The organism is Pantoea sp. S-LA4, assembly GCF_054482835.1.
This window is the reverse complement of sequence record NZ_JBTLRC010000002.1, coordinates 590774-616524: the sequence shown is the minus strand read 5'-3', so window position 1 is coordinate 616524 and position 25751 is coordinate 590774. Positions and strand designations below refer to the sequence as shown.

The 25751-nt window shown below is 58.2% G+C and carries 24 protein-coding genes; 10 read left to right on the top strand and 14 right to left on the bottom strand.

What is annotated here, in order from left to right; translation table 11 throughout:
• The first annotated feature begins 188 nt into the window (after nt 1-188).
• Complete coding sequence (ompC, locus tag ACX3P5_RS03635) at nt 189-1301, top strand: porin OmpC (protein ID WP_233985192.1); 1113 nt, start codon at nt 189-191, stop codon at nt 1299-1301.
• Between the two features lie 140 nt (nt 1302-1441).
• On the opposite strand, the gene crl is transcribed toward ompC, so the two are convergent.
• From crl to gpt, 3 genes are all read right to left on the bottom strand, one after another.
• A complete protein-coding gene (crl, locus tag ACX3P5_RS03630) occupies nt 1442-1843 on the bottom strand; it encodes a sigma factor-binding protein Crl (RefSeq protein ID WP_094120461.1) in 402 nt (133 codons plus the stop codon).
• 166 nt (nt 1844-2009) lie between these two features.
• Entirely contained in the window at nt 2010-3257 is a 1248-nt protein-coding gene (gene frsA / locus ACX3P5_RS03625) for an esterase FrsA (protein ID WP_458968297.1), read from the bottom strand.
• Between the two features lie 116 nt (nt 3258-3373).
• On the bottom strand, nt 3374-3832 hold the full coding sequence (gene gpt, locus ACX3P5_RS03620) for a xanthine phosphoribosyltransferase (protein ID WP_233985194.1): 459 nt from the start codon (nt 3830-3832) through the stop codon (nt 3374-3376).
• A 253-nt stretch (nt 3833-4085) separates the two neighbouring features.
• Between gpt and pepD the strand changes: the two genes are divergently transcribed.
• From pepD to ACX3P5_RS03600, 4 genes are all read left to right on the top strand, one after another.
• Nucleotides 4086-5543, top strand: a complete 1458-nt coding sequence (gene pepD / locus ACX3P5_RS03615; protein ID WP_233985195.1) for a beta-Ala-His dipeptidase — start codon at nt 4086-4088, stop codon at nt 5541-5543.
• Nucleotides 5544-5802: 259 nt separating this feature from the next.
• A complete protein-coding gene (locus tag ACX3P5_RS03610) occupies nt 5803-7308 on the top strand; it encodes a sugar ABC transporter ATP-binding protein (protein WP_233985196.1) in 1506 nt (501 codons plus the stop codon).
• Nucleotides 7305-8306: an ABC transporter permease gene (locus tag ACX3P5_RS03605; protein ID WP_293001199.1), complete on the top strand. Its 1002-nt coding sequence runs from the start codon at nt 7305-7307 to the stop codon at nt 8304-8306. Before ACX3P5_RS03610 ends, ACX3P5_RS03605 begins: the two co-directional genes overlap by 4 nt.
• Nucleotides 8307-8331: 25 nt before the next feature.
• Entirely contained in the window at nt 8332-9399 is a 1068-nt protein-coding gene (locus tag ACX3P5_RS03600; RefSeq protein WP_336754757.1) for a sugar ABC transporter substrate-binding protein, read from the top strand.
• Between the two features lie 36 nt (nt 9400-9435).
• Here ACX3P5_RS03600 and dinB read toward each other — a convergent pair whose 3' ends face one another.
• On the bottom strand, nt 9436-10491 hold the full coding sequence (dinB, locus tag ACX3P5_RS03595) for a DNA polymerase IV (RefSeq protein WP_233985199.1): 1056 nt from the start codon (nt 10489-10491) through the stop codon (nt 9436-9438).
• A 244-nt stretch (nt 10492-10735) separates the two neighbouring features.
• Between dinB and dpaA the strand changes: the two genes are divergently transcribed.
• Entirely contained in the window at nt 10736-11476 is a 741-nt protein-coding gene (gene dpaA, locus ACX3P5_RS03590) for a peptidoglycan meso-diaminopimelic acid protein amidase (protein ID WP_233985200.1), read from the top strand.
• Here dpaA and ACX3P5_RS03585 read toward each other — a convergent pair.
• The gene (locus ACX3P5_RS03585) at nt 11447-12214 is read right to left on the bottom strand and encodes a class II glutamine amidotransferase (RefSeq protein ID WP_031374981.1); all 768 of its coding nucleotides are present in this window, start codon (nt 12212-12214) and stop codon (nt 11447-11449) included. The two genes, dpaA and ACX3P5_RS03585, sit on opposite strands and share 30 nt — an antisense overlap.
• Before the next feature lie 50 nt (nt 12215-12264).
• Complete coding sequence (gene lpcA / locus ACX3P5_RS03580) at nt 12265-12843, bottom strand: D-sedoheptulose 7-phosphate isomerase (protein ID WP_003851153.1); 579 nt, start codon at nt 12841-12843, stop codon at nt 12265-12267.
• 254 nt (nt 12844-13097) lie between these two features.
• Between lpcA and fadE the strand changes: the two genes are divergently transcribed.
• Complete coding sequence (fadE, locus tag ACX3P5_RS03575) at nt 13098-15551, top strand: acyl-CoA dehydrogenase FadE (protein WP_233985201.1); 2454 nt, start codon at nt 13098-13100, stop codon at nt 15549-15551.
• Nucleotides 15552-15747: 196 nt separating this feature from the next.
• On the opposite strand, the gene mtnK is transcribed toward fadE, so the two are convergent.
• The gene (gene mtnK / locus ACX3P5_RS03570; RefSeq protein ID WP_458968296.1) at nt 15748-16947 is read right to left on the bottom strand and encodes an S-methyl-5-thioribose kinase; all 1200 of its coding nucleotides are present in this window, start codon (nt 16945-16947) and stop codon (nt 15748-15750) included.
• A gap of 122 nt (nt 16948-17069) precedes the next feature.
• On the opposite strand from mtnK, the gene mtnA reads away from it, so the two are divergent.
• On the top strand, nt 17070-18092 hold the full coding sequence (gene mtnA / locus ACX3P5_RS03565) for an S-methyl-5-thioribose-1-phosphate isomerase (protein ID WP_233985203.1): 1023 nt from the start codon (nt 17070-17072) through the stop codon (nt 18090-18092).
• A gap of 53 nt (nt 18093-18145) precedes the next feature.
• On the opposite strand, the gene ACX3P5_RS03560 is transcribed toward mtnA, so the two are convergent.
• Genes ACX3P5_RS03560 through ACX3P5_RS03550 form a run of 3 tightly spaced genes read right to left on the bottom strand, consistent with a single transcriptional unit; the run spans nt 18146 to nt 19984 of the window.
• Complete coding sequence (locus tag ACX3P5_RS03560) at nt 18146-18688, bottom strand: 1,2-dihydroxy-3-keto-5-methylthiopentene dioxygenase (protein WP_233985204.1); 543 nt, start codon at nt 18686-18688, stop codon at nt 18146-18148.
• 1 nt (nt 18689) lies between these two features.
• Nucleotides 18690-19373, bottom strand: a complete 684-nt coding sequence (mtnC, locus tag ACX3P5_RS03555) for an acireductone synthase (RefSeq protein WP_458968295.1) — start codon at nt 19371-19373, stop codon at nt 18690-18692.
• Nucleotides 19370-19984 (bottom strand): methylthioribulose 1-phosphate dehydratase, encoded by a 615-nt coding sequence (locus ACX3P5_RS03550; protein ID WP_458968294.1) that lies wholly within the window; start codon nt 19982-19984, stop codon nt 19370-19372. The genes mtnC and ACX3P5_RS03550 overlap by 4 nt, the downstream gene beginning before the upstream one ends.
• A gap of 496 nt (nt 19985-20480) precedes the next feature.
• Between ACX3P5_RS03550 and ACX3P5_RS03545 the strand changes: the two genes are divergently transcribed.
• Both ACX3P5_RS03545 and ACX3P5_RS03540 read left to right on the top strand, forming a co-directional pair.
• Entirely contained in the window at nt 20481-21641 is a 1161-nt protein-coding gene (locus tag ACX3P5_RS03545; RefSeq protein ID WP_458968293.1) for a pyridoxal phosphate-dependent aminotransferase, read from the top strand.
• Nucleotides 21629-22396: an amidohydrolase gene (locus tag ACX3P5_RS03540; RefSeq protein WP_233985208.1), complete on the top strand. Its 768-nt coding sequence runs from the start codon at nt 21629-21631 to the stop codon at nt 22394-22396. Before ACX3P5_RS03545 ends, ACX3P5_RS03540 begins: the two co-directional genes overlap by 13 nt.
• A 29-nt stretch (nt 22397-22425) precedes the next feature.
• Here ACX3P5_RS03540 and uraH read toward each other — a convergent pair whose 3' ends face one another.
• The 4 genes from uraH to ACX3P5_RS03520 are packed head-to-tail and all read right to left on the bottom strand — an operon-like array spanning nt 22426 to nt 25740.
• A complete protein-coding gene (gene uraH / locus ACX3P5_RS03535; RefSeq protein ID WP_233985209.1) occupies nt 22426-22761 on the bottom strand; it encodes a hydroxyisourate hydrolase in 336 nt (111 codons plus the stop codon).
• Entirely contained in the window at nt 22758-23252 is a 495-nt protein-coding gene (uraD, locus tag ACX3P5_RS03530) for a 2-oxo-4-hydroxy-4-carboxy-5-ureidoimidazoline decarboxylase (RefSeq protein WP_233985210.1), read from the bottom strand. Before uraD ends, uraH begins: the two co-directional genes overlap by 4 nt.
• A gap of 2 nt (nt 23253-23254) precedes the next feature.
• The gene (hpxK, locus tag ACX3P5_RS03525) at nt 23255-24508 is read right to left on the bottom strand and encodes an allantoate amidohydrolase (protein ID WP_336754753.1); all 1254 of its coding nucleotides are present in this window, start codon (nt 24506-24508) and stop codon (nt 23255-23257) included.
• Nucleotides 24505-25740 (bottom strand): pyridoxal-phosphate-dependent aminotransferase family protein, encoded by a 1236-nt coding sequence (locus tag ACX3P5_RS03520; RefSeq protein WP_336754752.1) that lies wholly within the window; start codon nt 25738-25740, stop codon nt 24505-24507. Before ACX3P5_RS03520 ends, hpxK begins: the two co-directional genes overlap by 4 nt.
• Between the last annotated feature and the right edge of the window lie 11 nt (nt 25741-25751).

Sequence of the window (25751 nt, the reverse complement as noted above, 5' to 3'; positions counted from 1 at the left end):
CGATAAGGAAGCCAACAGCCAGCGGGGGAAAAGCACGATTTTACGCGGACAAGGGCGTAGACCAAAAGTTCACGGTTAACAAGAAATCACGAAAAGTGTCATAAAAAGTTCATCGCCGACCGGTAAAAAGTCGGTGTTTTACAAAAACTTTCACAACTTTTTGACGTACACATTGGGATTGATAGCAAATGAAGAAAAGCACACTGGCAATGATCATCTCCGCTCTGGCGCTGGCGTCTACCGCACAGGCTGCCGAAGTCTATAACAAAGATGGCAACAAACTGGACTTTTACGGCAAAGTGAAAGCTGAACATTACTTCAGCGATAATGCCGGCTCAGATGGCGACAAATCCTACGTGCGTATCGGCTTCAAAGGCCAGACGCAGATCAACGACCTGATGACCGGTTACGGTCAGTGGGAATATCAGTACAACGTCAACAACTCCGAAGGCAGCGATGCCAACAACGGTAACAAAACCCGCCTCGGTTTTGCCGGTCTGAAATTCTCACAGTATGGATCTGTCGACTACGGCCGTAACTATGGCGTGCTGTATGATGTTGAATCCTGGACCGACGTGTTCCCGGAGTTTGGCGGTGACGGCACCGCGCGTTCTGATAACTTTATGACCCAGCGCGCCACCGGCGTGGCGACGTACCGCAACAACAACTTCTTCGGCCTGGTGGATGGTCTGAAATTTGCACTGCAGTATCAGGGCAAAAATGACGCCAGCAGCGCCAACAGCCGTACCGACATCAACCGCCAGAACGGCGATGGTTACGGTGCGTCACTCGGCTATGCCCTGGGCGATAGCGGCGTGAGTCTGATGAGTGCCATTACCTCCTCTGACCGCACCAACCAGCAGCAGGCGCGTGCCTATGGCGGCGGTGACCGTGCAGATTCATGGGGCGCAGGCGTGAAGTATGATGCCAACAGCGTTTACCTGGCGGCTATCTATACCGACACCCGCAACATGACGCCAATCAGCGGCACCAACCGCAACACCGGTGCTGCCGTAGCCGGTGCCGCCAACAAAGCCCAGAACATCGAACTGGTGGCGCAGTATCAGTTTGATTTCGGCCTGCGTCCGTCTATCGGCTATGTCCAGACCAAAGGCAAAGACATCGAGAACGGCATCGGCGATGCGGATCTGGTGAAATATATCGATGTGGGTGCCACCTACTACTTCAACAAAAACATGTCCGCTTTTGTGGATTACAAAATCAACCAGCTGGATGACGATAACGCCCTGTCAATCAACAACGATGACGTGGTTGCCGTGGGTATGACGTACCAGTTCTGATATCTGTCGCACCCGCGCCGTCCCTGTTGATTGCTGTGGCGGACGCGGGTACGCAGTGCGTTACCCTTAATCTGAATGTGTCTGCATAAAAAAAGGGGCGAGTGTTTAACTCGCCCCTTTTCTGTTATTAAACCCGCCGATCAGGCACTGAGCTTAACCGGTTTCTCATCGAAATCGCTGGCCGGAATCAGCCCAAGCTCAAATTCCTGCAGCATCGCTTTCAGGCGGGTATGGAAATTCCGTAAGGTTTCTTCCACGCGCGCCGTGTTCTCTTTGCCTTTTACGGTTGCCACCGACCAGTCGCCCTCTTTATCGAACAGACCGATATGGTAGACGTAGGTAAAGTGATCGGCCTGCGCTTCCAGCTCCATCCACCAGCCCCAGAACTCACGCAGTTCCGGTGCCGGTTTCACATTGACGCAGGCAGCCAGGCAGTCGAAAAAGAAACGGGTTTCACCACATTTCCCATCGCGAATATACGGCCCCAGCTCAGTGAAGCGCTTAAGCAGGCGACTGCGGGGATGACCACTCGGTAACGTCATGCTAATTCTCCATAGGTTTTGACCGATATCGATCCTCAATCATCCGGACTGCCGCCGTCTGCTCCACGTCATGTCGCCGGCATCACAGCCTGAGGTGAGTGAAGTGCGGCACCGCAGTCGGAATAATTCAGGTAATAGTTGTAGCAAATACTGTAAATTTTGCCAGTTACCTTTTTAAACGCTTCTCCAGCCAGTCGCAAATTTCATTTAGCGCCCGGTCAAAACTGGCCATCATCGGTTTCACCGGGATCAGCAACGCTTTGCCCTCTGCCGAGGAGTTGGCAATCAGCTTGCTCTCCTCTTCCGGGCTGAACAGGTCGTTCTGCCAGTAGCCGGACAGCATCGGCGTCGGCGTGCGGCGGCCCAGCAGTCCCTGAGTTTTCAGCGAATAGCGGTTAAGTTCGGTTCGCAGGGAGCGGTCAGACGAGGAAGCCATTCCCAGCCGGCTCGCCAGCATATCCATGTACATATCCGGAATCTCATCCTGCAGCGCCGTCTGGGTCAGCAGCGCATGCACAATCGGGCCGAGACAGGCCACCGCGCGCAGCCGCTGTGATTCGAGGTAAGCCAGCCGCACCGCCACGTTGGCACCAAAGCGATAGCCAAAGGCCGCCACGCGGGTGTGATCGATCCACGGCACGGTTTCCAGCTGGCGCAGCACCTGCTGGTGCAAAAAGCTGGTGTCCTGATTCAGGGTCCACTTCACCGAGTTGCCAACGGACGGCACATCAATGGTCAGCATCGCGATACCGCGCGGCGCCAGATAGTCATGAAACAGACGATAGTGGTCACTCTGGAGGGAATCGAGCGCGCCGCAGAACAGCACGGTGGGATAAGGCGCCTCGACGCCAGCGGGCATATGCAGGAAACCGCTGACCGGGCTGCCGCCGCTGATGGCAAATGTCAGCGGCTTCAGCTCACCCGGCAGCCGCTGCGTCGCCTCTTCATAAGCGCGATTCGCCAGCGTCTGCGCCTGATCGGCCAGCTCATCGCCTTTAATATAGGGATAGGCGGCCACGCTATAGAGATGCGCCGCGTGCAGCCAGTATTCGCCCGCTTCACTGTCGTCGCTGCACTCCAGCGCTTTCTGCTGCCAGATACCCGCCTGGCGACACCATTCAAAGTTCCAGTTGCCGCCACGGAAACCGATCACCGTGTCCAGCAACGTCTCGTCGGTATGCTCTACGTTGCTGATGGCGATGCGCGCCAGCACTTCGCTGATCTCCTGCGGCGTGAGGCCGCGCCAGGTCCACATCAGCTTGTTCAGCATACGATACCAGCCGCGCTGGCTGTCGCCATCCAGGGCGGAGTGCAGCTCGGGCGTCGCGTGATGCTGGCGACGAACTAAAGAAGAGGTTTCAGGATGTTTAAAGCGGGGTTTGAACAACTCCTCGCTGAGATTTTTGCTCGACATACTCACTTCTCCTGCGGCAGAAACGGCGATGGCTAAGTCTACTGTACGCCAGTTCAGGGTGCGAGGTGCAGAAAGCACAACGCCCGGAAAACCGGGCGTTGTTTGAGGCGCATCAATCAGCTTTTAACGATTGGCGGAATGTAAACCACGCCCATGTCCCACGGCTGCTCGATCCAGGTATTCTGCGGGATGTCGACGATGTAATCATCCACCAGCTGGCGTCCGGCCGGCTTGGCAAAAATGGTGCAGAAGCGGGCTTTCGGGTACATCTCGCGGATCGCCTGTGCGGTGCCGCCGGTATCGACGAGGTCATCGATCACGATAAAGCCTTCGCCATCGCCTTCTGCGCGCTTCAGTACTTTCATTTCGCGCTGATGATCGTGGTCGTAGCTGGAGATGCAGACGGTATCGACATAGCGAATCCCCAGTTCACGCGCCAGCAGCGAAGCCGGTACCAGACCGCCGCGGCTGACCGCGATAATGCCTTTCCACTGTTCAACAGGAAGCAGGCGCTGAGCCAGTTTACGGGCATGAATCTGTAGCATGTCCCAGGTAACGACGTATTTTTCGCTCATAGAATAGGAATCCCAGCCAACCGGAGTGGCTTAAAAATGTGCAACGGGGAAAAGGTTGCGCGAGATTATAAGGAGTTGACGCGCTAAAAACCAGCACCCGCGCATCGGTTGCGGCTTTTTAGCGCGTCTGAGTGCACACCCGACGAAAAACAGTGATATTCTCAGGCCATCTCGCCAGATTCTCTGGCGGCGATCTTTCACTGGAAACTCGCGATGTCCGGCTGGTCCGGCGCACTGACACAGGAGACTTGTCGTGTCTGAATTGTCTCAACTCTCTCCACAGCCACTGTGGGATATTTTCGCTAAGATTTGCTCTATTCCTCATCCCTCTTTTCATGAAGAAGCGCTGGCGAGTTACATCGTCGGCTGGGCCAAAGAGCAAGGCTTCTGGTGTGAGCGCGATCAGGTCGGCAATATCCTGATTCGTAAACCCGCCACTGCCGGGATGGAAAACCGCAAGCCCGTTGCGCTGCAGGCGCACCTCGATATGGTGCCGCAGAAGAATAACGATACCGTACACGACTTCACCAAAGATCCGATTCAGCCGTGGATTGATGGCGAATGGGTGAAAGCGCGCGGCACCACACTGGGCGCAGACAACGGCATCGGTATGGCCTCGGCGCTGGCGGTGCTGGCTGACAGCAGCCTGACTCACGGTCCGCTGGAAGTGCTGCTGACCATGACCGAAGAAACCGGCATGGACGGGGCTTTTGGTCTGCAACCGAACTGGCTGCAGGCTGACATCCTGATCAACACCGATTCGGAAGAAGAAGGTGAGATCTACATGGGCTGCGCGGGTGGTATCGACTTCGTCACTACCCTGCCACTGACCCGTGAAGCGGTGCCTGCTGCGTTCGAGACCCTGAAGCTGACGCTGAAAGGGCTGCGCGGCGGTCACTCCGGTGCCGATATTCATATGGGCCTCGGCAACGCCAACAAACTGCTGGCGCGTTTCCTGGCGGCGCACGCTGCCGAACTGGACCTGCGTCTGCTGGCGTTCAGCGGCGGTACGCTGCGTAACGCCATTCCGCGTGAAGCCTTTGCGACCGTTGCCGTCGAGAGCCACAAGGCCGATGCGCTGAAATCTGCTGCGGCGCATTTCCTGACCGCCATCCAGAACGAGCACGGCATTAAAGAGCCGAACATCGCGCTGGTCACCGAACCGCTGGCCCATCAGGGTGAAGCATTAACCACTGACAGCCGCGATCGCTTCCTGAATCTGCTGAACAGCACGCCAAACGGTGTGATCCGTAATTCGGATGTGGCGAAAGGCGTGGTCGAAACTTCGCTGAATATCGGCGTAGTGACGATGGACGCGGATAAAGCCGAAATCAACTGCCTGATCCGCTCGCTGATCGACACCGGACGCGATTATGTGGTGCAGATGCTGACCTCGCTGGGCCAACTGGCAGGCGCGCAGACCAAAGCGAAAGGCGGCTACCCAGGCTGGCAGCCGGACGCGGACTCGCCGATCATGGCGCTGACCCGTCAGACCTATATCGCGCTGTTCGACAAAACGCCCAACATTCAGGTGATTCATGCCGGTCTGGAGTGCGGTCTGTTCAAAAAACCTTATCCGCAGATGGATATGGTGTCGATCGGTCCGACCATCACCGGTCCACACTCACCGGATGAGCAGGTGCATATTGAAAGCGTCGGCCTTTACTGGAAATTGCTGACCACCTTGCTGAATGCGGTGCCAGAAAAGTAATCTCACCGCAAAAAGTTTAACCAGGCTCCGGCCTGGTTTTTTTATGCCTGCCGTGCCGCAATAGCATAATTCACCACCCTGAACGCCCTTCCCCACCTGAAACCGCCACGCTTTCGCGCTTCGCTGGTTATAGCCACCATTATGTCCAGATGTCTGGATGGCTAAGACCGTTTCGTGCTAGCTTATGCGCTTTCGGTCGTTGCCGCGCCTGAAGCTTCAGGAAAAAATGCGGCCAGTGATTCTTCAGGAGAATGGTGACATGGCTGCGTTAAACCGCCTTGAGATGCGTAACATCTCCATCGCTTTTGGCGGGTTCGCCGCGCTCACGTCGGTCGATTTTGTCAGCGAAGGCCACTCTGTTCACGCGCTGACCGGCGCGAATGGCGCAGGCAAATCGACCCTGATGGCGATACTGTCCGGTGCGCACAGCCACTACAGCGGCGAGATCCTGCTGGATGGTGAGCCGGTCTCCATCCGCACGCCGCGTGATGCTAAACAGCTCGGTATCCATCTGGTTCAGCAGGAAGTAGACGTGGCACTGGTGCCGCAGCTCAGCGTGGCGGAAAACATTCTGCTGGATCGGCTGGCGGAGCCGGGTCACGGCTATCACTGGGGCGAGATCCGTCGCCAGGCGCGCACTCTGCTGGCACAGCTGGAGGTGACGCTGGACGTTAACCGGCTGGTTGAGCGCTGCACTCTGGCTGAAAAGCAACAGATTCTGCTGGCGCGTGCGCTGTCGCATCATTGCCGCTTTCTGATTCTGGATGAGCCGACCGCCCCGCTGGATCAGCATGAGAGCGAACGCTTGTTCACCGTGGTGCGTCGCCTGCAGGCCAGCGGCATCGGCGTGATTTTTATCTCACACCGTATTCACGAACTGAAAGCGATCTGCGATCGCCTGACGGTACTGCGCGACGGCCGGCTGATTGAGAGCGGTCCGATGGCGGCGCTGAGTGGCGAGCAGATCGTGGAAAAAATGCTTGGGCATCAGCTCACCGATATCTATCCCGCCCGGCGTGAACCGCAACCGCAGCCGCTGCTGCTGGCGGTTGACGGGCTGCATGATGAACATCTGCTGCAGGATATCTCGCTGCGGCTGCACAAAGGGGAAATTCTCGGCATCGCCGGACTGGCCGGTGCCGGCAAAACCGAACTGTGTAAAGCGCTGTTTGGCGCCAGTAAAAGCCGCATCACTAAAGGCGAGCTGCACGGCCAGCCGTGGCGGCCGAAATCCCCGCACGATTCAGTCAGCCGGCGCATGGCGCTGGTGCCGGAAGAACGGCGTAAAGAAGGCATTTTTATTGATGAGTCGGTAGCGATGAACCTCAGCGTCAGTGCGGACGACAGTTTCTCACGCTGGAGCCTGTTCGGGCATCGCCAGGCGTGGCGGTGGGCAGAACAGGTGATTCAGCGGCTTCAGGTGCGCACCACCGGCCCGGCCCAGCCGCTTCGTCGCCTCTCTGGCGGTAACCAGCAGAAAGTGGCGATTGGTAAATGGCTGCGCAACAACGCCGATGTCCTGATTTTCGATGAGCCGACCAAAGGCGTCGATATCAAAGCCAAAACCGAACTCTTCACCCTGATCGACAGCCTGGCGCGCGAAGGTAAAGGCATTATCTACGCGTCAGGTGAATTTTCTGAACTGGTCGGCTTATGCGACCGGATTTGCGTGCTGTGGGATGGACGCATCGTAGCCGAACTGGCCGCGCGCGACGTTACCGAAGAGACGCTTTTGCTTTATTCCACCGGAGGAACCCCTGCGTGAGCAGCAAAGAAACCAGCCTGAATCTGCCGTCCACGTCGTGGCGTCATCAACTGTTCGATTTCCTCTATAAATGGGGCATGTTACTGACGGTGGTGATCCTGATCGCTGCCTTTGGCCTGGCCTCAGACAGTTTTCTCGAACCCAATAACATCATCAATATTCTGCGATCGATTGCGATTGTCACGGTCATCGCGGTTGGCGTATCGATTTCACTCACCGTCGGCGGCTTCGATCTGTCGGTCGGCTCAACCGCTTCGCTGGCCAACGCGCTGGTGATATCGCTGTTTGTCTGGTACGGCATGGACACCACTCAGGCGATCCTGATCACCCTGGCGCTCTGCACCCTGGTCGGGCTGTTTAACGCCTTTCTGATTGTGATCCTGCGCATCCCCGACATGCTGGCGACGCTGGCAACGCTGTTTGTGATTCAGGGCGTGGCGATGACCTACAGCTTTGGCGGCTCCATCACCGAAAACATGGTGCTGCCAGGCGGCGATATGGCGGAAGGCACCATTCCGGCAGCGTTTGGCCTGCTGGGCCAGGTGCCGACCATCGTCATTATTATGCTGGTGGTCACGGTGGTGGCGCAGCTCGCGCTGTCGCTGACCAAACATGGCCGCCGGATGTATGCGCTGGGCGGCAATCCCGAAGCGGCGCGGCTCTCCGGTATCCGCACTACCCGCTATCGCGTGCTGGCCTATGTGATCGCCTCGCTGCTGGCCGGACTGGGCGGCATTCTGCTCGCCTCGCGTATCGGCTCATCGCAGGTTAACGCCGGCGGCGGCTATCTGATGGACGCGGTGGCGGCAGCGTGGATCGGCTTCTCGCTGGCGGGATCGGGCAAACCGAATGCGCTCGGCACGCTGGTCGGTGCGGTGATCCTCGGAGTGCTGCAGAACGGGCTGGTGATGCTCTCCGTCCCCTACTACGCCATGGACATTATTAAAGGACTGGTGCTGGCTCTGGCACTGGCCATGACCTATATTCAGCGCCGCTAAGGCGCATTACCCGGAGTTGATAATAATGCAAAAAATAACGCTCTCGCTGCTGGCACTGAGCCTGCTGAACGCCAGCGCCGCTTTCGCGGATACCGTCACCCCGGTACCGGCTGCCATCGCCAGCCATGACGGCCCGATCCGCATCGCGGTGATCCGTAACCTCGGTTCTGACGATAACACCACCCAGTTTGTCGCCGGTGCCATTCAGCAGGGTCGGCAGCTGGGCTTTAAGGTCAGCACCTTTCTGAGCAACGGCGACGATGCGCGTTTCCAGGATTTCGTTAACCAGGCGATCAGCCAGAAGTATGACGGTATCGTGCTGTCGCACGGCAAAGCGCCTTACGCCAGCGGCCTGGTCAAACGCATCGCCGACGCGGGCATTAAAGTGTCGGTGTTTGATACCCCGGTTGATAGCCCGATTGACGGTGTCACCGTCACCGCGCAGGATGACGCCTCTCTGGCGCAGCTGTCGCTGGGTCAGTTAATTAAAGATTTCAACGGCAAAGCCAATATCGTCAAACTGTGGGTCGCCGGTTTCCCGCCTATGGAACGCCGTCAGGTGGTGTACGAGAAACTGCTGAAGGAGAATCCAGGCATTCATCAGCTGGAGTCGATTGGCGCCGTCTCCACCGATGTTCAGGGCGATACCGCCAACAAGATTGGCGCCATTCTGGCTAAATACCCGAAAGGCAAAATCGATGCGATCTGGGGCGCGTGGGATGCGTTCAGCCAGGGCGCCTATAAAGCGCTACAGGAGAATGGCCGTACCGAGATCAAGCTCTACAGCATTGATGTCTCGAACCAGGATCTGCAACTGATGCGTGAGAAGAACAGCCCGTGGGTCCAGACCGTGGCAGTAGACCCGAAAACCATCGGCGCGGTGAACATGCGTCTGGTAGCGAAAAAGATTGCCGGTGAAGCGACGCCAGCCACGTATCAGTTTAAGGCGGCGTCGATCTCTCAGCAGCAGCTCAACAGCCAGCCCGGCGCGGTGAACGTTGCCTCGCTGAATAAAATCGTGCCCGGCTGGGGCGGTAATGATGATTTCGTCGCGCCGTGGTTTGCCACGCTGGCGGCGAAATATAAAAAGTAATCGGATGTCAGCCTTACCAGTCGGTGAGGCTGACGGTTACAACCCCAGCAGCAGCTGCCGTTCCAGCTGCGGATCGAGCAGGGTGACGTGCAGCCCCACCAGCCTGACGCCCCGTCCGGCCCGGCGCTCATCCCAGGTTTTTCTGGCAATCGCGATCATGTCCTCTTTATTCAGCACCGGCCAGATATGCTCCTGGGTGGTCTGCTGAAAGTCGCTGAACTTGAGTTTCACCCCCTGACGCGCGACCTGCTTATCGGGTCGGATCTGGCCCAGCCGGCGATCCAGCTCGGCGTAGAGAAAATCGATGATCTCCAGGCAGGCGTCCCAGTCGTTAATGTCTTCTGCCAGCGTACGCTCCACGCCGAGTGATTTACGTTCCCGCTCAACCACCACGTCACGCTCGTCGATGCCGTTGCTGCGCTCCCACAGCACCCGACCAAATTTACCAAAGCGCTTCAGCAGCTGGGCTAAATCTGCCTTCTGGACATCACCGCAGGTGACCAGCCCCATCTCTTCCAGCTTTTTTGCCGAGACCTTGCCGACGCCAGGGATTTTTGCCAGCGGCAGCGTCAGTAAAAATCCGGACATCTCCGCCGGCGTGATAACAAACTGCCCGTCCGGCTTATTCAGGTCGGAGGCGATTTTTGCCAGGAATTTAATCGGGGCGATACCGGCCGAGGCGGTGAGCCGGGTCTCACGCAGGATGGTGGCGCGAATATCCTGGGCGATCAGGGTGGCGGAGCCGTGACAGTGTGGACTGTCTGTCACATCCAGATAGGCTTCATCCAGCGACAGCGGTTCAATCAGCGGTGTGTAGCGCGAGAAGATCTCGCGGATCTGCGCCGAGGCTTCTTTATAGGCGTCAAAGCGTCCGGGCAGCAGCCGCAGATGGGGACATAACTTCAGCGCCATCCCGGTCGGCATGGCGCTGCGCACGCCATATTTTCGCGCCGGATAGTTAGCGGTACTGATGACGCCGCGACGTTCGCGGCTGCCACCAATGGCAATCGGGATGTCACGCAACAGGGGATTATCGCGCATCTCCACCGCAGCATAGAAGCAGTCCATATCGACATGAATGATTTTACGCATACCCCCTCCAGCACTGGATAAGTATACAGTTGGCGAAGGTAACTGCAATATTTGTCGCGACCGGCATTAAAGTTTACAAATTTCTGGCCGTATTCTGTTCAGGAAATTGCGAATTTCTGGCGTGCTGTCTTGCTAAAAAAACAGACAGTGTTTAATGTTGCGCTGCGGTAGCGGATAGTTCCGATAATGCAAGCAGAGACGCACGATGGCGTCATTGTTCTCTTCACCTCAAGGTACACACAGCATGGGCAAAATCGCACTCCTGTTTGCGATGATTTTACTGCCAGCCCTCAGCATGGCAATGACCCCCGAACCCGCGCAGCAAGCGGCACCGGTCAGTAAAGAATTAAAGAAACAGTTACTCGGCACGCCGGTCTATATTCAGATTTTCAAGGAAGAGCGTACCCTCGAACTGTACGGCAAAATTGGTAACGAATACCGCCTGCTGGATACCTACCGCATCTGTAATTTTTCTGGTGGCCTCGGCCCGAAACGTCGTGAAGGCGATTTCAAAAGCCCGGAAGGATTTTATAACGTCAGGCTGAACCAGCTGAAACCGGATAGCCGATTTTATCGCGCGATCAACATCGGCTTTCCGAATCAGTACGATCGCAATCAGGGCTACAGCGGTAACTACCTGATGATCCATGGCGACTGCAAATCGATTGGCTGCTACGCGATGACTAACGCCTATATGGATGAGATTTTTACTTATGTGAATGCGGCGCTGCGTAACGGCCAGCAGGATATCAGCATCAGTATCTATCCGTTCCGCATGACCGACAGCAATATGCAGCGTCACCGTTACTCCACCTACGCCAGTTTCTGGCAGCAGTTGCAGCCGGGTTACGCTTATTTTGCGAAGTATCACCAGCCGCCGACGGTGAATGTCACCAGCGGTAAGTATGTGATGAACAGCAGCCCGGTCGTGACCAATCCCGATGCTGCTTCACGCTCATTCCTGGCGCTCTCCAAGGCAGAATAACGCCCACTCACCTGGCACAATCCGCTGCCAGGTTTCATTGGCCGTCAGCGGCTGCGTGGCAATCACCGTCACCACGTCGTGCGGCGTGGTGTGCTGCTGGAAATCAACTTCGACATCCTGATCGAGCAGCTGCGCGCGGCCAAACGGCGCGCGCCGGGTGATCCAGAACAGGTTGGTGGAGCAGAAAGCCATCAGATAACGCCCATCCGACAGCAGCATGTTAAACACCCCTTTCTGCCGCAGGCTGCCCGCCAGCTCGCCGATAAAGCGAAACACCGCGGGCCAGTTGCCCGGCGTGCGCGGATAACGCGTCGCCAGCTGATGCAGAATCCAGCAGAACGCTTTCTCGCTGTCGGTCTCACCGACCGGGCGAAAGGTGCCGGTCTCAAGCTGACGGTAGCCTTTTAACTGTCCGTTATGGGCATAAGTCCAGTTGCGGCCCCACAATTCGCGGGTAAACGGATGGGTATTTTCCAGCGAGACCTGACCACGATTCGCCTGGCGGATGTGCGCCACCACCGAATGCGATTTGATCGGATACTCCTGCACCAGCCGCGCTATCGGTGAGTTGAAGCTCGGCAGCGGATCTTTAAAGGTACGACAGCCCTTATCTTCGTAAAAGGTAATGCCCCAGCCATCTTTATGTGGGCCGGTTCCGCCACCACGCTGCACCAGGCCGGTAAAGCTGAAACAGATATCCGTGGGAACATTGGCGCTCATCCCGAGCAATTCGCACATAGCCACCGCCTTAGAGTCAGACGCCTCTCGCCAGGCGAGAGGCTAACGAGTTACTTCACCATCTCTTTTTCAATCAGCAGCATCAGGATATGGATCACTTTAATGTGGATCTCCTGAATGCGATCGGCATAGCCAAAGTGCGGCACCCGGATTTCAATATCGGCACTGCCCGCCATCTTACCGCCATCTTTGCCGGTCAGGGTGATCACTTTCATCCCCTGCGCCCGTGCCGCCTCAATCGCCTTGATAATGTTGGCAGAGTTACCGGAGGTGGAGAGCCCCAGCAGCACGTCGCCCGGACGGCCTACCGCTTCAATGTAGCGTGAGAATACATAATCGTAGCCGAAGTCATTACTGACGCAGGAGAGATGGCTGACGTCTGAAATGGCGATCGCCGGATAGCCAGGACGATTTTCACGATAGCGGCCGGTCAGCTCTTCAGCAAAATGCATCGCGTCGCAGTGCGACCCACCGTTGCCGCAGGAGAGCACCTTGCCGCCCGCCTTAAAGCTGTCTGCCAGCAGCACCGCAGCACGCTGGATCGCATGGATATTGGCGTCATCGCTAAGGAATTTATTTAGCGTATCAGCGGCTTCGTTAAGCTCAGAGCGGATGATGTCCTGGTACATAGGCGTGTCCTTTTTTAGGAGAGGTTAATCGCAGCAAGTTTAACGGAATGGCCGGGCAGCGCAAAGCATCACGCCATCCCCACCCGACTGCCGCTGGCATTATCTCTGCACAGCCGGAAGCGAAACGGGTCGAAAAATTGATTTTGTGAGTCAGGTTGTAATTGCGATGTAAACGAATTGATAAAAACAGCCAACTATTCTAAACCTCTATGCATAACAGGTCAGACCTCTTACTTCTTATGGAGTGGTTCATTATGATGGTTGTTTCGATACTTGCCACGGTGGTGCTGATTGGCGCCCTGTTCTATCACCGCCTGTCATTGCGGCTGAGCAGCCTGATTCTGCTGCTGTGGACCGCAGCGATGGCGGCCGCACACCTCTGGACGCCGTGGCTGCTGCTGCCGCTGGCAATTATTCTGCTGCCGTTTAACCTGCCGTCGCTGCGCCGCAACCTGTTCTCAAAACCGATGCTGCAGCGTTTTCAGCAGGTGATGCCGCCGATGTCACGCACCGAGAAAGAGGCGATCGATGCCGGTACCACCTGGTGGGAAGGCGATCTGTTTCAGGGCAAACCGGACTGGCAGAAGCTGCACAACTATCCGCAGCCTCGACTGACGCCAGATGAGCAGGCCTTCCTGGATGGTCCGGTTGAAGAAGCGTGCCGGATGGCGAATGATTTCCAGATTACCCATGAATTGGCCGATCTGCCGCCGGAACTGTGGGCTTATCTGAAACAGCATCGCTTCTTCGCCATGATCATCAAAAAAGAGTATGGCGGGCTGGAGTTTTCCGCCTACGCTCAGGCGCGCGTGTTGCAGAAACTGGCGGGCGTATCGGGCATTCTGGCGATTACCGTTGGCGTACCGAACTCACTCGGTCCGGGCGAACTGCTGCAGCACTACGGTACTGAAAAACAGAAAAACCACTATTTACCGCGTCTGGCGCGAGGTGAAGAGATCCCCTGCTTCGCCCTGACCAGCCCGGAAGCGGGCTCGGATGCCGGTGCGATTCCCGATACCGGCGTGGTCTGCATGGGTGAATGGCAGGGTCAGCAGGTGCTGGGTATGCGGCTGACCTGGAACAAACGCTACATTACGCTGGCACCGATCGCCACCGTGCTGGGGCTGGCATTTAAACTCTCCGATCCCGACCATCTGCTCAGCGACAACGCCAGTCCGGGCATTACCTGCGCGCTGATCCCGACTAACACCCCCGGTGTCGAGATCGGTCATCGTCACTTCCCGCTGAACGTGCCGTTCCAGAACGGTCCGACGCGCGGCAAGGATATTTTCGTGCCGATCGATTACATTATCGGCGGACCGGAAATGGCCGGACAGGGCTGGCGTATGCTGGTTGAATGTCTGTCAGTGGGTCGCGGCATCACTCTGCCATCCAACTCGACCGGCAGCCTGAAAAGCGCGGCGCTGGCGATTGGGGCCTATGCCCATATCCGCCGTCAGTTCAGACTGTCGATCGGTAAAATGGAAGGGATTGAAGAGCCGCTGGCGCGTATCGCCGGTAACGCCTACGTGATGGATGCGGCGGCGACGCTGATCACCGCGGGCATTATGCAGGGCGAAAAACCGGCGGTGCTGTCGGCGATTGTGAAATATCACTGCACCCATCGTGGTCAGCGGGCGATCATCGACGCGATGGATATTGCCGGGGGTAAAGGCATTATGCTCGGCAACAGCAACTTCCTGGCACGCACCTATCAGGGTGCACCGATCGCCATTACCGTTGAAGGGGCCAACATCTTAACCCGCAGCATGATCATCTTCGGTCAGGGCGCTATTCGTTGCCATCCTTATATTCTGCAGGAAATGGCGGCCGCGGCGAGTAACGACGTTAATGCCTTTGATCGGGCGCTGTTCAGCCATATCGGCCACGTCGGCAGTAATCAGGTACGCAGCCTGTGGCTCGGCTTAACTGGCGGACGCACCAGCGCGACCCCAACCCGCGATGCCACGCGCCGCTATTATCAGCAGCTCAACCGCATCAGCGCTAACCTCGCGTTGCTGTCGGATGTCTCAATGGCGGTGCTGGGCGGCAGCCTGAAACGCCGTGAACGCATTTCGGCGCGACTGGGTGATGTTCTGAGCCAGCTCTATCTGGCCTCTGCCACCCTGAAACGCTATGACGACGAAGGCCGCAATGAAGCGGACCTGCCGCTGGTGCACTGGGGCGTTCAGGATGCGCTGCATCAGGCGGAAGTGGCGATCGATGACCTGCTGCGCAACTTCCCTAACCGGATGGTGGCAGGCGCATTACGGCTGGTGATTTTTGCCGGTGGCCACCACTGCCCGGCCCCGTCCGATCGTCTGGATCATCAGCTGGCAAAAATACTGCAGCTGCCGTCTGCCACCCGTACCCGTCTGGGACGCGGACAGTATCTGGCGTCGGTGGAAAATAATCCGGCCGGTCAGCTGGAACAGGCGTTGCAGGATGTGATGGCCGCAGAAGTGATTCACGACAGACTGAGCAAACAGCACAAGCAGCATCTCTCCTTTACCCGGCTGGATGAGCTGGCAAAACGGGCGCTGGAGCAGGGCTGGATTGACGATAAAGAAGCAGAGATATTGCGCCGCGCTGAAACCAGCCGCCTGCGTTCTATCAATGTGGATGAGTTTGAAGCGGATGCGCTGGCAGTGCCGGTGCCGGAGAAGAAACCACAATCCGCTTCGCCACGCGCCAGCGAGGCGGCATAAGGTTGCGGGCCGATGTGATGTCGGCCCGTTAATTCAGCGACGCCCTCCGTAAAGAGGCAAAAAAGCCATCCCTGGCACGCTCAGCGCGAGCCAGGGATGGCTTTAACGTTTAATCTGATGGTGTTTCCGGCGCGGGCACACCCTCATCGCCGACAATCTTTGTTTTATCTCAAGGCCGACATCACGTCGGTCTTTTTTATCCTGCCTGACGGATGCGGGCAATCAGCGCATCGGCATCTTCAACGTGATCGGCCGCCAGAATCAGCGTGCGTCCAAGGTTAATCGCGTTACGGATGCAGTCAGTGCGCATCGCCGGATCGGCAATCAGCTTCATATCCGCCACGTGTGACATGCCTACCGTGCGGCGAATCAGTTCGGTTCCGCAGTAGCCGATAGTATCCGCCCATACTTTGCGCAGAAACGCCCCGACATAGCCGGGATAGGCCAGCGCCACGTCAGCCGTTTTCTCGGCAGCCAGCGCCTGGAAACGGCTGGAGAAGGTTGTCCAGACGCGATGCACATCGCTGAGGCGTTGTTCGCGCCCATCAGCCGCTTCACGCGGTGGCAGCAGGCCAGGCAAGCCACAGTAATTGATCAGCAGGTTGCCAAGCGCGGTGCCGACGTCAAAGCCTATCGGTCCGAAATAGCCAAATTCCGCATCAATCGCCTTCAGGCTGCCGTCTGCGACGAAAATCGATCCGCTGTGAATATCGCCATGCAGCAGAGCTTCGGCGTGGGCGAAGAAGCGGTGCTTGAGACCGGCCACCGCAATACGCAGCACATCATCGTGACGCAGGCTGTCAACCAGCGGCTCCAGCGCTGCCGGATAGCTGTTGCGCGGATGATCGGTGTAGGGATCGTTAAAGAAGAGATCTTCGGTGATTTCACACATTTCCGGATTAATAAAGCGCGCCACTTCCGCTTTCTTGTGATGCGGATGCAGCACGAAATCGGAGGTGTGAAACAGGGTCTGCGCCAGATACTCGCCCAGCTGCCGTGGCGCGTCAGGATAGTGAACGCCCTTCACCAGCTCGCTGCGCCAGATATGATGGCTGGAGAGATCTTCCATTACCATCACCGCCAGATCCGCGTCGTAATGGGTAATCTGCACCGTGTGCTGCGGACAATATTTGTAATGCTCGACCAGGGTCTGCGCTTCAAGCCGCGCCCGATCCAGCGTCAGAGGCCAGGACTCACCGACACAGCGCACGTACGGCAGTGCCTGCTTGACCACCACCCGGCTGTTGCCCTGGTTATCATAAATTTTAAACACCAGGTTGAGGTTGCCGTCGCCAATCTCTTCGGCACGGCTCAGGACGGAGGGATCGTCCAGCCCGCCAAATTGTCGGGCATAGTCCACCGCGTCAGCAGCGGTGAAGGTACGGTATTGCGACATTGCCTGTTCCTCATCATTCGAAGGCGGAATAATCCCGGTGTAAAAGCCGTTCAGACGTCTATACATCCGCCGAGCATGTTGGCACAATAACCGACATTAACGCAACAGGGATTTAACCCACCATGCAGACTCTTCAGACCACCAGCTTACAGGTTCGTGACAATCAGCTCTGGATACTCGATCAGCAGGCATTACCGCAGCAAAAAAACTGGCTGCCGGCGCACAGCGTCGCGCAGCTGGTTGAGCATATTCACGCGTTGCGGGTACGCGGTGCGCCGCTGATTGGCCTTTCCGCCTCGTTGCTGCTGGCGTTGCTGGCAGAACAGGGTCAGAGCCAGACGCAACTGGCAGAGTCGCTGGCGATCCTGCGTGCCGCCCGCCCTACCGCCGTCAATCTGATGAACAACCTTGATCGGATGAAACAGGCGCTGGCGCAGCCGGCGTTCGCGACCGCGCTGGCAGAAGAAGCCTGGCGGCTGGTCGAAGAAGATAAGCAACTGTGCGAAGCGATTGCCACCGCAGGCAGCGCGCTGGTGAAACCTGGCAGCCAGTTGCTGACCCACTGCAACACCGGCGGGCTGGCCACGGCGGGCGTCGGCACCGCGCTGGGAGTGATTGTTCGCGCTCATCAGCAGGGCCGGGTTAATAATGTCTGGGTCGATGAAACCCGCCCGCTGTTACAGGGTGGCCGGTTAACCGCGTGGGAGCTGGGCGAACTGGCGGTTCCTTATACCCTGATTACCGACAGCATGGCCGCCAGCCTGATGGCCACTAAACAGGTGGATGCAGTGTGGGTCGGCGCGGACCGGATTGCCGCCAACGGCGACGTTGCCAATAAGATCGGCACTTACAGCCTCGCGGTGCTGGCACACTACCATCAGATCCCGTTTTACGTTGCCGCGCCGCACACCACCCTGGATCGCGGATGCCCGAACGGCGCAGCGATCCCGATCGAGCAGCGCGCCGCCAGCGAAGTGACCGGCGTGGCTGGCAGTTTTGGTAGCGTGCAGTGGGCGCCTGAAGCGGCGAACGTCTATAACCCGGCGTTTGATGTGACGCCAGCCGCCCTGATCAGCGGCTGGGTGCTGGACACCGGCGTGGTGACACCTGAGCAGGTTCAGGCCGGGATTTTCCAGCCACAGTAAGTCAGCCGGTGATCCCGCTGCGCTCAGCGGGATCACCGATAGGATCTGACCGATTACGCCAGACGCGGATAAGCATCCGCAATCTTATCGCCGGTAAAGTTCGCCACCCAGCCTTCCTGATTATCAAAAATCCGGATGGCGGTGAAATGCGGTGACGATCCCATATCAAACCAGTGTGGCGTGCCGGCCGGCACTGAGATCAGATCGTTCTTTTCGCACAGGATCTGCAGGATTTCGCCATCCAGATGCAGGCAAAAGAGTCCGGCACCCTCAACAAAGAAACGCACCTCATCTTCGCCGTGGGTATGCTCGGAAAGAAACTTTTCGCGCAGCACGGTTTTCTGCGGATTATCGGCGCGCATGCTGATCACGTCCCAGCTCTGATAGCCCTTCTCCGCCACCAGCCGATCGATAGCGTGCTGATAGGCGTTGATCACCGTTTCGGGGTCCGGATTTTCACCCAAATCGCGATCGGCTTCCCAGCGTTCAAAACGAACGCCTTTGGCATTCAGTCTCTCACGAATCGCTTCTGCCTCGGTGCTGTGCCATATCGGCTGGCTGGCTTCGCTGTCGGTAAAAATAGTCAGTGCACTCATTCTAAATCGACTCCGGTTTAATCTCAGAAAAATCAGTGACCTGACGGTGGCGGCTTTCGCCATCCGCCTCACCGCGTATCAACTGCAGGGTATGCCAGCCGGCCTGAGCAGCCGCATCCAGTTCCTGATGGATATCCGACAGGAACAGCAGCTGTTCGGCTGGCAGGCCAATCTGTGCGGCAATGGTGTGATACGCTGTGACGTCACGTTTCGCGCCGACATGAGTATCGAAGTAGCCGCTGAATAAGCCAGTAATATCACCTTCGTCGCTGTAGCCAAATAACAATTTCTGCGCCGCCACCGAGCCTGAGGAATATACATAGAGTTTAAGGCCTTGCGCCTGCCAGGCGGTCAGCGCAGGCAGCACATCGGGATAGAGATGTCCGGTAAAACTGCCGTTGAGATAGCCGTCGCGCCAGATCATCCCCTGCAGCGCTTTCAGGCCGGTAGATTTGCGATCCTGATCCATAAAGCTGAACAGGATCTGCGTCAGGGTGGCGAGATCGGCTTGCGGCTGATCGACCTCCTCCCGCACCGCCTGAAGCGCAGCCTGCACTTCTGGCTGCTGCTGCTGGTCACGCAGGAAAGTCGCCAGATGCTGACGCGCGTACGGAAACAGGATGTTATGGACAAAGCGGATATCGCTGGTGGTGCCTTCAATATCGGTAACAATGGCGCGGATCATGCGTTCTCCAGCAGGCGACGTTGACGTTCACATTCAAATAAAAATTCCAGCCCTTCCAGCTGGCGACGCGCTTCGCTGACATCACGGCCCCAGCAGGTTAAGCCGTGACCGCGCAGCAGGAAGCCATAGCGCAGCGGAAACCGGGCGGCGTAATCTTCAATTTCCGACGCCAGCGCCGGAATGTCCTGACTGTTGTCGAACACCGGAATGGCCACAGTATCCAGATGATTATGCTGACCGGTGAGGGTTTTCTGCATCTCATAGCCGTGCAGCAGCAGCGCAGCGCCCTGCTCGACCCGCGATAACACCGTCGCATTGACGGTGTGGGTGTGCAGCACCGCGCCCGCCTCGGGGAAGAGCCGATAGATCAGCGTATGCAGGCCGGTTTCCGCCGACGGCTTACGGCCTGACAGCGCCTGGCTGGTAGCAATATCGACCTGAATAAAGTCATCGCGGGTCAGCGTGCCTTTATCTTTACCCGATTCGCTCAGCAGGCAGATCTGCGCATCCTGACGCACAGACATATTACCGCCGGTCGCGGGTGCCCAGCCCTTCGCGCCAATCCAGTGACAGGCGGCGACCAGTTGATCTAACGGGTGAATATCCGACATAGAGTTTCCTTGCGGTGGAATGTGATGTCTGGTGACTCAGATAACGGTAACGGCCTCTAAAATACAACAGGTTATGTTTGCTACATTCTTAATGAATAAGACTCACGCCCCTGCCAAATATTTCCTTGCGGTGGAATGTGATGCCTGGTGACTCAGATAACGGTAACGGCCTCTAAAATACAACAGGTTATGTTTGCTACATTCTTAAGGAGTAAGACTCACGCTCCTGCCAAATGATCCGTGTGTCAGCAAGGCGGTAAGTGCGCTTATCCCCGCGAGCTGACATCAGTCAGTGACCGGGGTAAGCAAGCGCAACCAACGCCGCTGACGCGCGGAGCATGACGGCAGGAGCAAACGCAGCCAACGCCGTGGAGATGCGTAGCATGACGCATTTAGCCGTCTAAGCGTCTCGATTGCCAAATACTACCATCCTGTTTATAGTGGCACAAACACCGGGTGACTCCGCATCGACATTCGCGCTGAAGGCCAGATAACCATGACGCAGCACAACCTGATTCCCGAGAGCAAACTTCCGGCGCTTGGGACCACTATTTTTAGCCAGATGAGTGCGCTGGCGCAGCAGCACAACGCCATCAACCTTTCTCAGGGCTTCCCTGATTTTAACGGACCGGACTATTTGCAGCAGCGGCTGGCGTATCACGTTAGCCAGGGCGCGAACCAGTATGCGCCGATGACCGGTGCGTTGCCGTTACGCGAGGCGATTGCGGAGAAGACCGCGGCGCTTTATGACTATCGTCCGGATGTGGATCAGGAGATTACGGTCACGGCCGGGGCGACGGAAGCGCTGTATGCGGCGATTACCGCGCTGATCAGGCCGGGCGATGAGGTGATCTGTTTCGACCCCAGCTATGACAGTTATGCGCCGGCGGTTGAACTGTCGGGTGGCGTGCTGAAGCGCATCGCCCTGCAGCCACCGGCTTTTCGCGTTGACTGGACGGCTTTTAGTGCACTGCTGAGTGACAAAACCCGGCTGGTAATCCTGAATACGCCGCACAATCCGTCGGCCACCGTCTGGCAGCGCGAGGATTATGCCGCGCTGTGGCAGGCTATTGCCGGGCTGCCAGTCTATGTGCTGAGCGACGAAGTGTATGAGCATATCTGCTTCGATCCGGCCGGTCACGCCAGCGTGCTGGCCCATCCTGAACTGCGTCAGCGCGCCATTGCCGTCTCATCGTTTGGTAAAACCTTCCATATGACCGGCTGGAAAGTGGGTTATTGCATTGCGCCTGCGGCAATCAGCGCTGAAGTACGCAAGGTGCATCAGTATCTGACCTTTTCGGTGAATACCCCGGCGCAGCTGGCGATTGCCGATATGCTGCGCCACCAGCCGGAACATTATCGCGAGCTGCCAGCGTTTTATCAGGCACGGCGCGACCAGCTGATCGCCGGATTGCAGCACAGCCGCTTCAACGTGCTGCCGTGCGAAGGCACCTATTTTTTACTGGTGGATTACAGCGCGATCTCCGATCTGGACGATGTCAGTTTCTGCCAGTGGCTGACCAAAGAAGTGGGTGTGGCGGCGATACCGCTGTCGGTGTTCTGCGCCGATCCCTTTCCTCATAAACTGATTCGCCTCTGTTTCGCTAAACAGCCGGCGACGCTGGATGCCGCCGCGGAGCGCCTATGTCAGCTTTAAACATCACCCTATTGCAGGAAACACTGAGCTGGATGGATGGCGAAGCCAATCTGCGCCATTTTGATCAGCAACTGGCTGGCATCACCGGACGCGATTTAATTCTGCTGCCGGAGATGTTTACCACCGGCTTTGCGATGGAGGCGGCAAAAAATTCGCTGCCGCAGGCGCAGGTAGTGGAGTGGCTGCAGCAGCACGCCCGGCAGACTGACGCCCTGATCGGCGGCAGTGCCGCGATCCAGACCGAAAACGGCGCGGTAAATCGCTTTTTACTGGTCGAGCCGGACGGCACGCTGCATCAGTATGACAAGCGGCATCTGTTTCGCATGGCGGACGAGCATCATCACTATCTGCCCGGCGAGCAGCGTCAGATTGTGGAATGGCGCGGCTGGCGCATTCTGCCGCAAATCTGTTACGACCTGCGTTTCCCGGTCTTTTCGCGTAATCGCAACGACTACGATCTGGCGCTGTACGTCGCCAACTGGCCTGCGCCGCGTGCGTTGCACTGGCAGGCGCTGCTGTTGGCGCGCGCGATTGAAAATCAGGCTTACGTGGCGGGCTGTAACCGGGTCGGCAGTGACGGCAACCAGCATCAGTACCGCGGCGACAGCCAGATTATTTCGCCGCAGGGTGAGATCCTCAGTGCCGCCGAGCCGTTCCAGCGCGCCCGGCTGGATGCGGAGCTGTCGCTGGAGGCGCTCAATGCCTATCGTGAACGCTTCCCGGCGTGGCAGGATGCGGATCGTTTTTCATTGTAAACGACCCGGCTGAGGTTCAGGGGAGACGATCAGCTGCCGCGATAGGTTGACCACGACCACGGCGAGATCAGGAACGGCAGATGGAAATGGCTGCCCGCCTCGGCAATGACAAAATCGATCTGGGCGCTGACGTAGAGCGCATCCCGACCGGCGGCGGCAAAATAGTCGCCAATCTCCGCCGTTAAGCGATAGTGGCCTGGCGCCAGCGGTTCCGGGGTTAAGGTTTTCAGACGACCGTCGCTGTCGGTCTCGCCCTGAGAAATCGGAAACCATCCTTCCGGGCTGTTTTGCTCCAGCGAAATCGCCACGCCGCTGGCCGGTTTGCCTAGCGCCGTATCAAGAATATGGGTGGTGACGGTGCTCATTCAATACTCTCCTCCAGGCGTAACAGGGTAATTTCCCGCAGCTGATCCAGCGCTTCCTGCTGCTCAGCCTGTTGATCATTCTGTAACCGACGCTGCAATTCCGCCAGCATCTGCTCTGCACTCCGTCCTTTGGCGCGGATTAAAAACACCCGGCCAAAACGCGCCTCATAAGCCTGATTGCCCTGCTGCATCGCCTGCTGCAGCGACCGATCGGCCTGCTGCATGGCGGACTGTTCACCGCGCGACAGGGTGGCCTGTTTGTCGCTGCCGCTGGCCCGCTCGCCGATACGCGGATGGGCAGCCAGCGCCGCCTGTAAATCATCGCTCTGCCACTGACGCGCCAGACTGTCGCCGGTGGCGAGCAGCGCCGCCACTGAAGGATAGGGCCGCGCCGCCACCAGCGCCTGCTGCCAGTGTGGGATCGCCACACAGTGGGCAATCGCCGCCAGCGCCTGCTCCGCCGGTAACTGATTAAAGAGGGTTAATTCCATGCTCAGCTCCGTTCAGCTATCAGACAGACCGCCTGCAGATAGGCCTGCAGCGCCGGGGCGACGTCGTTCACCGCTACCGACTCCGCCGGATGGTGGCTGATGCCGCGGTGATTACGCACAAACAGCATCCCGACCGGCCAGCGTTCGGCAATCGCGATCGCATCATGGCCCGCGCCGCTTGGCAGCGACAGGCTGCGTCCCTGTACCGTTTCCACCGCATGACTCAGCGCCTGTTGCAGCGCGGAGTCACAGGCGGTGGCCCCGATGCGGTAATATTCGTTCGCCTCAAAGTGGAGTCCGCGACGCAGCGCAATCGCCTCTGCCTGGGTTAACAGGCTGGAGAGCAGCGCTTCCAGCGGATTGTCCTGCGGCCCGCGCACGTCCAGCGACAGCGCTACCTCGCCAGGGATGACGTTCACCGCACCCGGCGCGCAGTTAATTGTACCGACGGTGGCGACCAGCTGCGGGTCCTGCTCACGGGTCGCCTGCTCAATAAACACCATCCATTCGGCAGCGGCGGCCAGCGCATCTTTGCGGTGGGCCATCGGTACCGTGCCGGCATGACCGGCTTCGCCGATGAAACGGCAGTTGAGCCGACGCGCACCGTTGATCGCCGTCACCACACCCAATGGCAGATCCGCCTGCTCCAGGCAGGGTCCCTGCTCAATGTGCAATTCAAGGTAGCCGACAATATCCTCAACCCGACGCGCCGCTGAGGCGATTTCACGGCTGTCGAGCCCGACATCCGCCATCGCCTGCGCCACGGTAATGCCGTTGCCGTCAGGATGGGTTACCCAGCTCTGCGGCCAGCTGCCGGTAATGCCGCGACTGCCGAGCAGCGTAATGCCAAAGCGCGTACCCTCTTCATCGCAAAAACCGATCACCTCAATCGCCAGCGGCAAACGCTGCTGGTGCTGATGCAGCCACTGCACGGTTTCGATGGCGCTCAGCACGCCCAGCATCCCGTCGTAGCGACCGGCGTTACGCACCGTGTCGAGATGCGAGCCCAGCAGCAAGGCGGGCGCGCCGGCTTGCGCGGCTTCATAGCGACCACAGATATTGCCGACCGCATCCTGCCATACCTGCATTCCGGCGGCGGCCATCCACTCGCCGACGCAGGCGTTGGCGCGCAGATGCTCTGGCGACAGATAGACGCGCGTCAGTCCTTGTGCCGTTTCGCTGATCGCTGCCAGCGCATCACAGCGCGCCATGACGCGCTGCGCGGCGGCGTGGGCTTCGCTGGCATTCATCATCATGCCTGGCTCCCGTAGTAGTCCCAGGCCGCCTGCGCGGCAGCGCCCTGCGGCGTGCGATAGCCCAGATAGGTCAGCACCGTTTCCAGCGCCGCCAGCGTCTGCATCACGCAATCCTTACGCGCGTTATAACCCATGGTGCCGATGCGCCACACCTTACCGTGCAGCGGGCCAAACGAGGTGCCAATCTCAATGCCGAAATCTTCCAGCATCAGCTTGCGCACCTGGTCGCCGTTCACGCCGGACGGGATCATCACGCCCAGCACGTTATTCATTTTGTGTTGCAGATCGCCAAAGGTCTCCAGGCCCATGCCCTGAATCCCTTTCAGCAGCGCCTCTCCGTGCAGTTTGTGGCGGGCGATGCCGTTATCCAGCCCTTCCTGCAGGATCAGACGGGCACATTCGCGGGCGCCAAACAGCGCGCTGGTCGCCTCTGTATGATGATTAAGCCGCTCCGGTCCCCAATAATCCATGATCATGCCGAGATCAAAATAGTTGGAGTAGATCATCTCCTCTTCGCCATCCTGATGCGCGGCGGTGCGGATCCCCTGCTCGACGCACTTCCGCTTGCGGATCACCGCTTCCATCTGTTCGCTCAGGGTGATCGGCGAGGTGCCGGATGGCCCGCCGAGGCACTTCTGCATCCCGGCTGAGACCGCATCCAGCCCCCAGGCATCGGTTTCCAGCGCATTACCGGCCAGCGACGCGGTGGCATCGGTGTAGAACAGCACGCCATACTGTTTGCAAATCGCGCCCAGCTGCGCCAGCGGTTGCAGCATGGTGGTAGAGGTGTCGCCCTGCACCGTCAGCAGCAGCCGTGGCCGCACCTTTTTGATCGCATCTTCAATCTGATCCGGAGTAAAAACTTCGCCCCACGGCACCTCAATGGTGTGGACCTCGGCGCGGCAGCGGCGGGCGATTTCACACAGCAGATGACCAAAGCGGCCAAACACCGGCACCAGCACTTTGTCACCGGGCCGGATGGCGGAGAGCAGAATCGCTTCGATCCCGGCGCGCGAGGTGCCATCAATCAGCAGCGTCCAGCGGTTTTCAGTGCGAAACACGCCGCGATAGAGCGCCATCACCTCATTCATATAGTGGGTCATGGCGGGATCGTACTGGCCGAGCAGCTGGCTCGACATGGCGCGCAGCACGCGCGGATCGGCGTTGATCGGTCCAGGCCCCATCAGCAGACGTTGCGGTGGATTGAGTTGCGGGTAGCGAGTGATATCCATGATAAATTCCT

What these genes read in the sequence shown, in the direction of transcription:
- ompC (WP_233985192.1), top strand. Translation starts at nt 189, where the DNA reads ATGAAGAAAAGCACACTGGCAATGATCATCTCCGCTCTGGCGCTGGCG.
- crl (WP_094120461.1), bottom strand. Translation starts at nt 1,843, where the DNA reads ATGACGTTACCGAGTGGTCATCCCCGCAGTCGCCTGCTTAAGCGCTTC.
- frsA (WP_458968297.1), bottom strand. Translation starts at nt 3,257, where the DNA reads ATGTCGAGCAAAAATCTCAGCGAGGAGTTGTTCAAACCCCGCTTTAAA.
- gpt (WP_233985194.1), bottom strand. Translation starts at nt 3,832, where the DNA reads ATGAGCGAAAAATACGTCGTTACCTGGGACATGCTACAGATTCATGCC.
- ACX3P5_RS03610 (WP_233985196.1), top strand. Translation starts at nt 5,803, where the DNA reads ATGGCTGCGTTAAACCGCCTTGAGATGCGTAACATCTCCATCGCTTTT.
- ACX3P5_RS03600 (WP_336754757.1), top strand. Translation starts at nt 8,332, where the DNA reads ATGCAAAAAATAACGCTCTCGCTGCTGGCACTGAGCCTGCTGAACGCC.
- dinB (WP_233985199.1), bottom strand. Translation starts at nt 10,491, where the DNA reads ATGCGTAAAATCATTCATGTCGATATGGACTGCTTCTATGCTGCGGTG.
- dpaA (WP_233985200.1), top strand. Translation starts at nt 10,736, where the DNA reads ATGGGCAAAATCGCACTCCTGTTTGCGATGATTTTACTGCCAGCCCTC.
- ACX3P5_RS03585 (WP_031374981.1), bottom strand. Translation starts at nt 12,214, where the DNA reads ATGTGCGAATTGCTCGGGATGAGCGCCAATGTTCCCACGGATATCTGT.
- lpcA (WP_003851153.1), bottom strand. Translation starts at nt 12,843, where the DNA reads ATGTACCAGGACATCATCCGCTCTGAGCTTAACGAAGCCGCTGATACG.
- fadE (WP_233985201.1), top strand. Translation starts at nt 13,098, where the DNA reads ATGATGGTTGTTTCGATACTTGCCACGGTGGTGCTGATTGGCGCCCTG.
- mtnK (WP_458968296.1), bottom strand. Translation starts at nt 16,947, where the DNA reads ATGTCGCAATACCGTACCTTCACCGCTGCTGACGCGGTGGACTATGCC.
- mtnA (WP_233985203.1), top strand. Translation starts at nt 17,070, where the DNA reads ATGCAGACTCTTCAGACCACCAGCTTACAGGTTCGTGACAATCAGCTC.
- ACX3P5_RS03560 (WP_233985204.1), bottom strand. Translation starts at nt 18,688, where the DNA reads ATGAGTGCACTGACTATTTTTACCGACAGCGAAGCCAGCCAGCCGATA.
- mtnC (WP_458968295.1), bottom strand. Translation starts at nt 19,373, where the DNA reads ATGATCCGCGCCATTGTTACCGATATTGAAGGCACCACCAGCGATATC.
- ACX3P5_RS03550 (WP_458968294.1), bottom strand. Translation starts at nt 19,984, where the DNA reads ATGTCGGATATTCACCCGTTAGATCAACTGGTCGCCGCCTGTCACTGG.
- ACX3P5_RS03545 (WP_458968293.1), top strand. Translation starts at nt 20,481, where the DNA reads ATGACGCAGCACAACCTGATTCCCGAGAGCAAACTTCCGGCGCTTGGG.
- ACX3P5_RS03540 (WP_233985208.1), top strand. Translation starts at nt 21,629, where the DNA reads ATGTCAGCTTTAAACATCACCCTATTGCAGGAAACACTGAGCTGGATG.
- uraH (WP_233985209.1), bottom strand. Translation starts at nt 22,761, where the DNA reads ATGAGCACCGTCACCACCCATATTCTTGATACGGCGCTAGGCAAACCG.
- uraD (WP_233985210.1), bottom strand. Translation starts at nt 23,252, where the DNA reads ATGGAATTAACCCTCTTTAATCAGTTACCGGCGGAGCAGGCGCTGGCG.
- hpxK (WP_336754753.1), bottom strand. Translation starts at nt 24,508, where the DNA reads ATGATGATGAATGCCAGCGAAGCCCACGCCGCCGCGCAGCGCGTCATG.
- ACX3P5_RS03520 (WP_336754752.1), bottom strand. Translation starts at nt 25,740, where the DNA reads ATGGATATCACTCGCTACCCGCAACTCAATCCACCGCAACGTCTGCTG.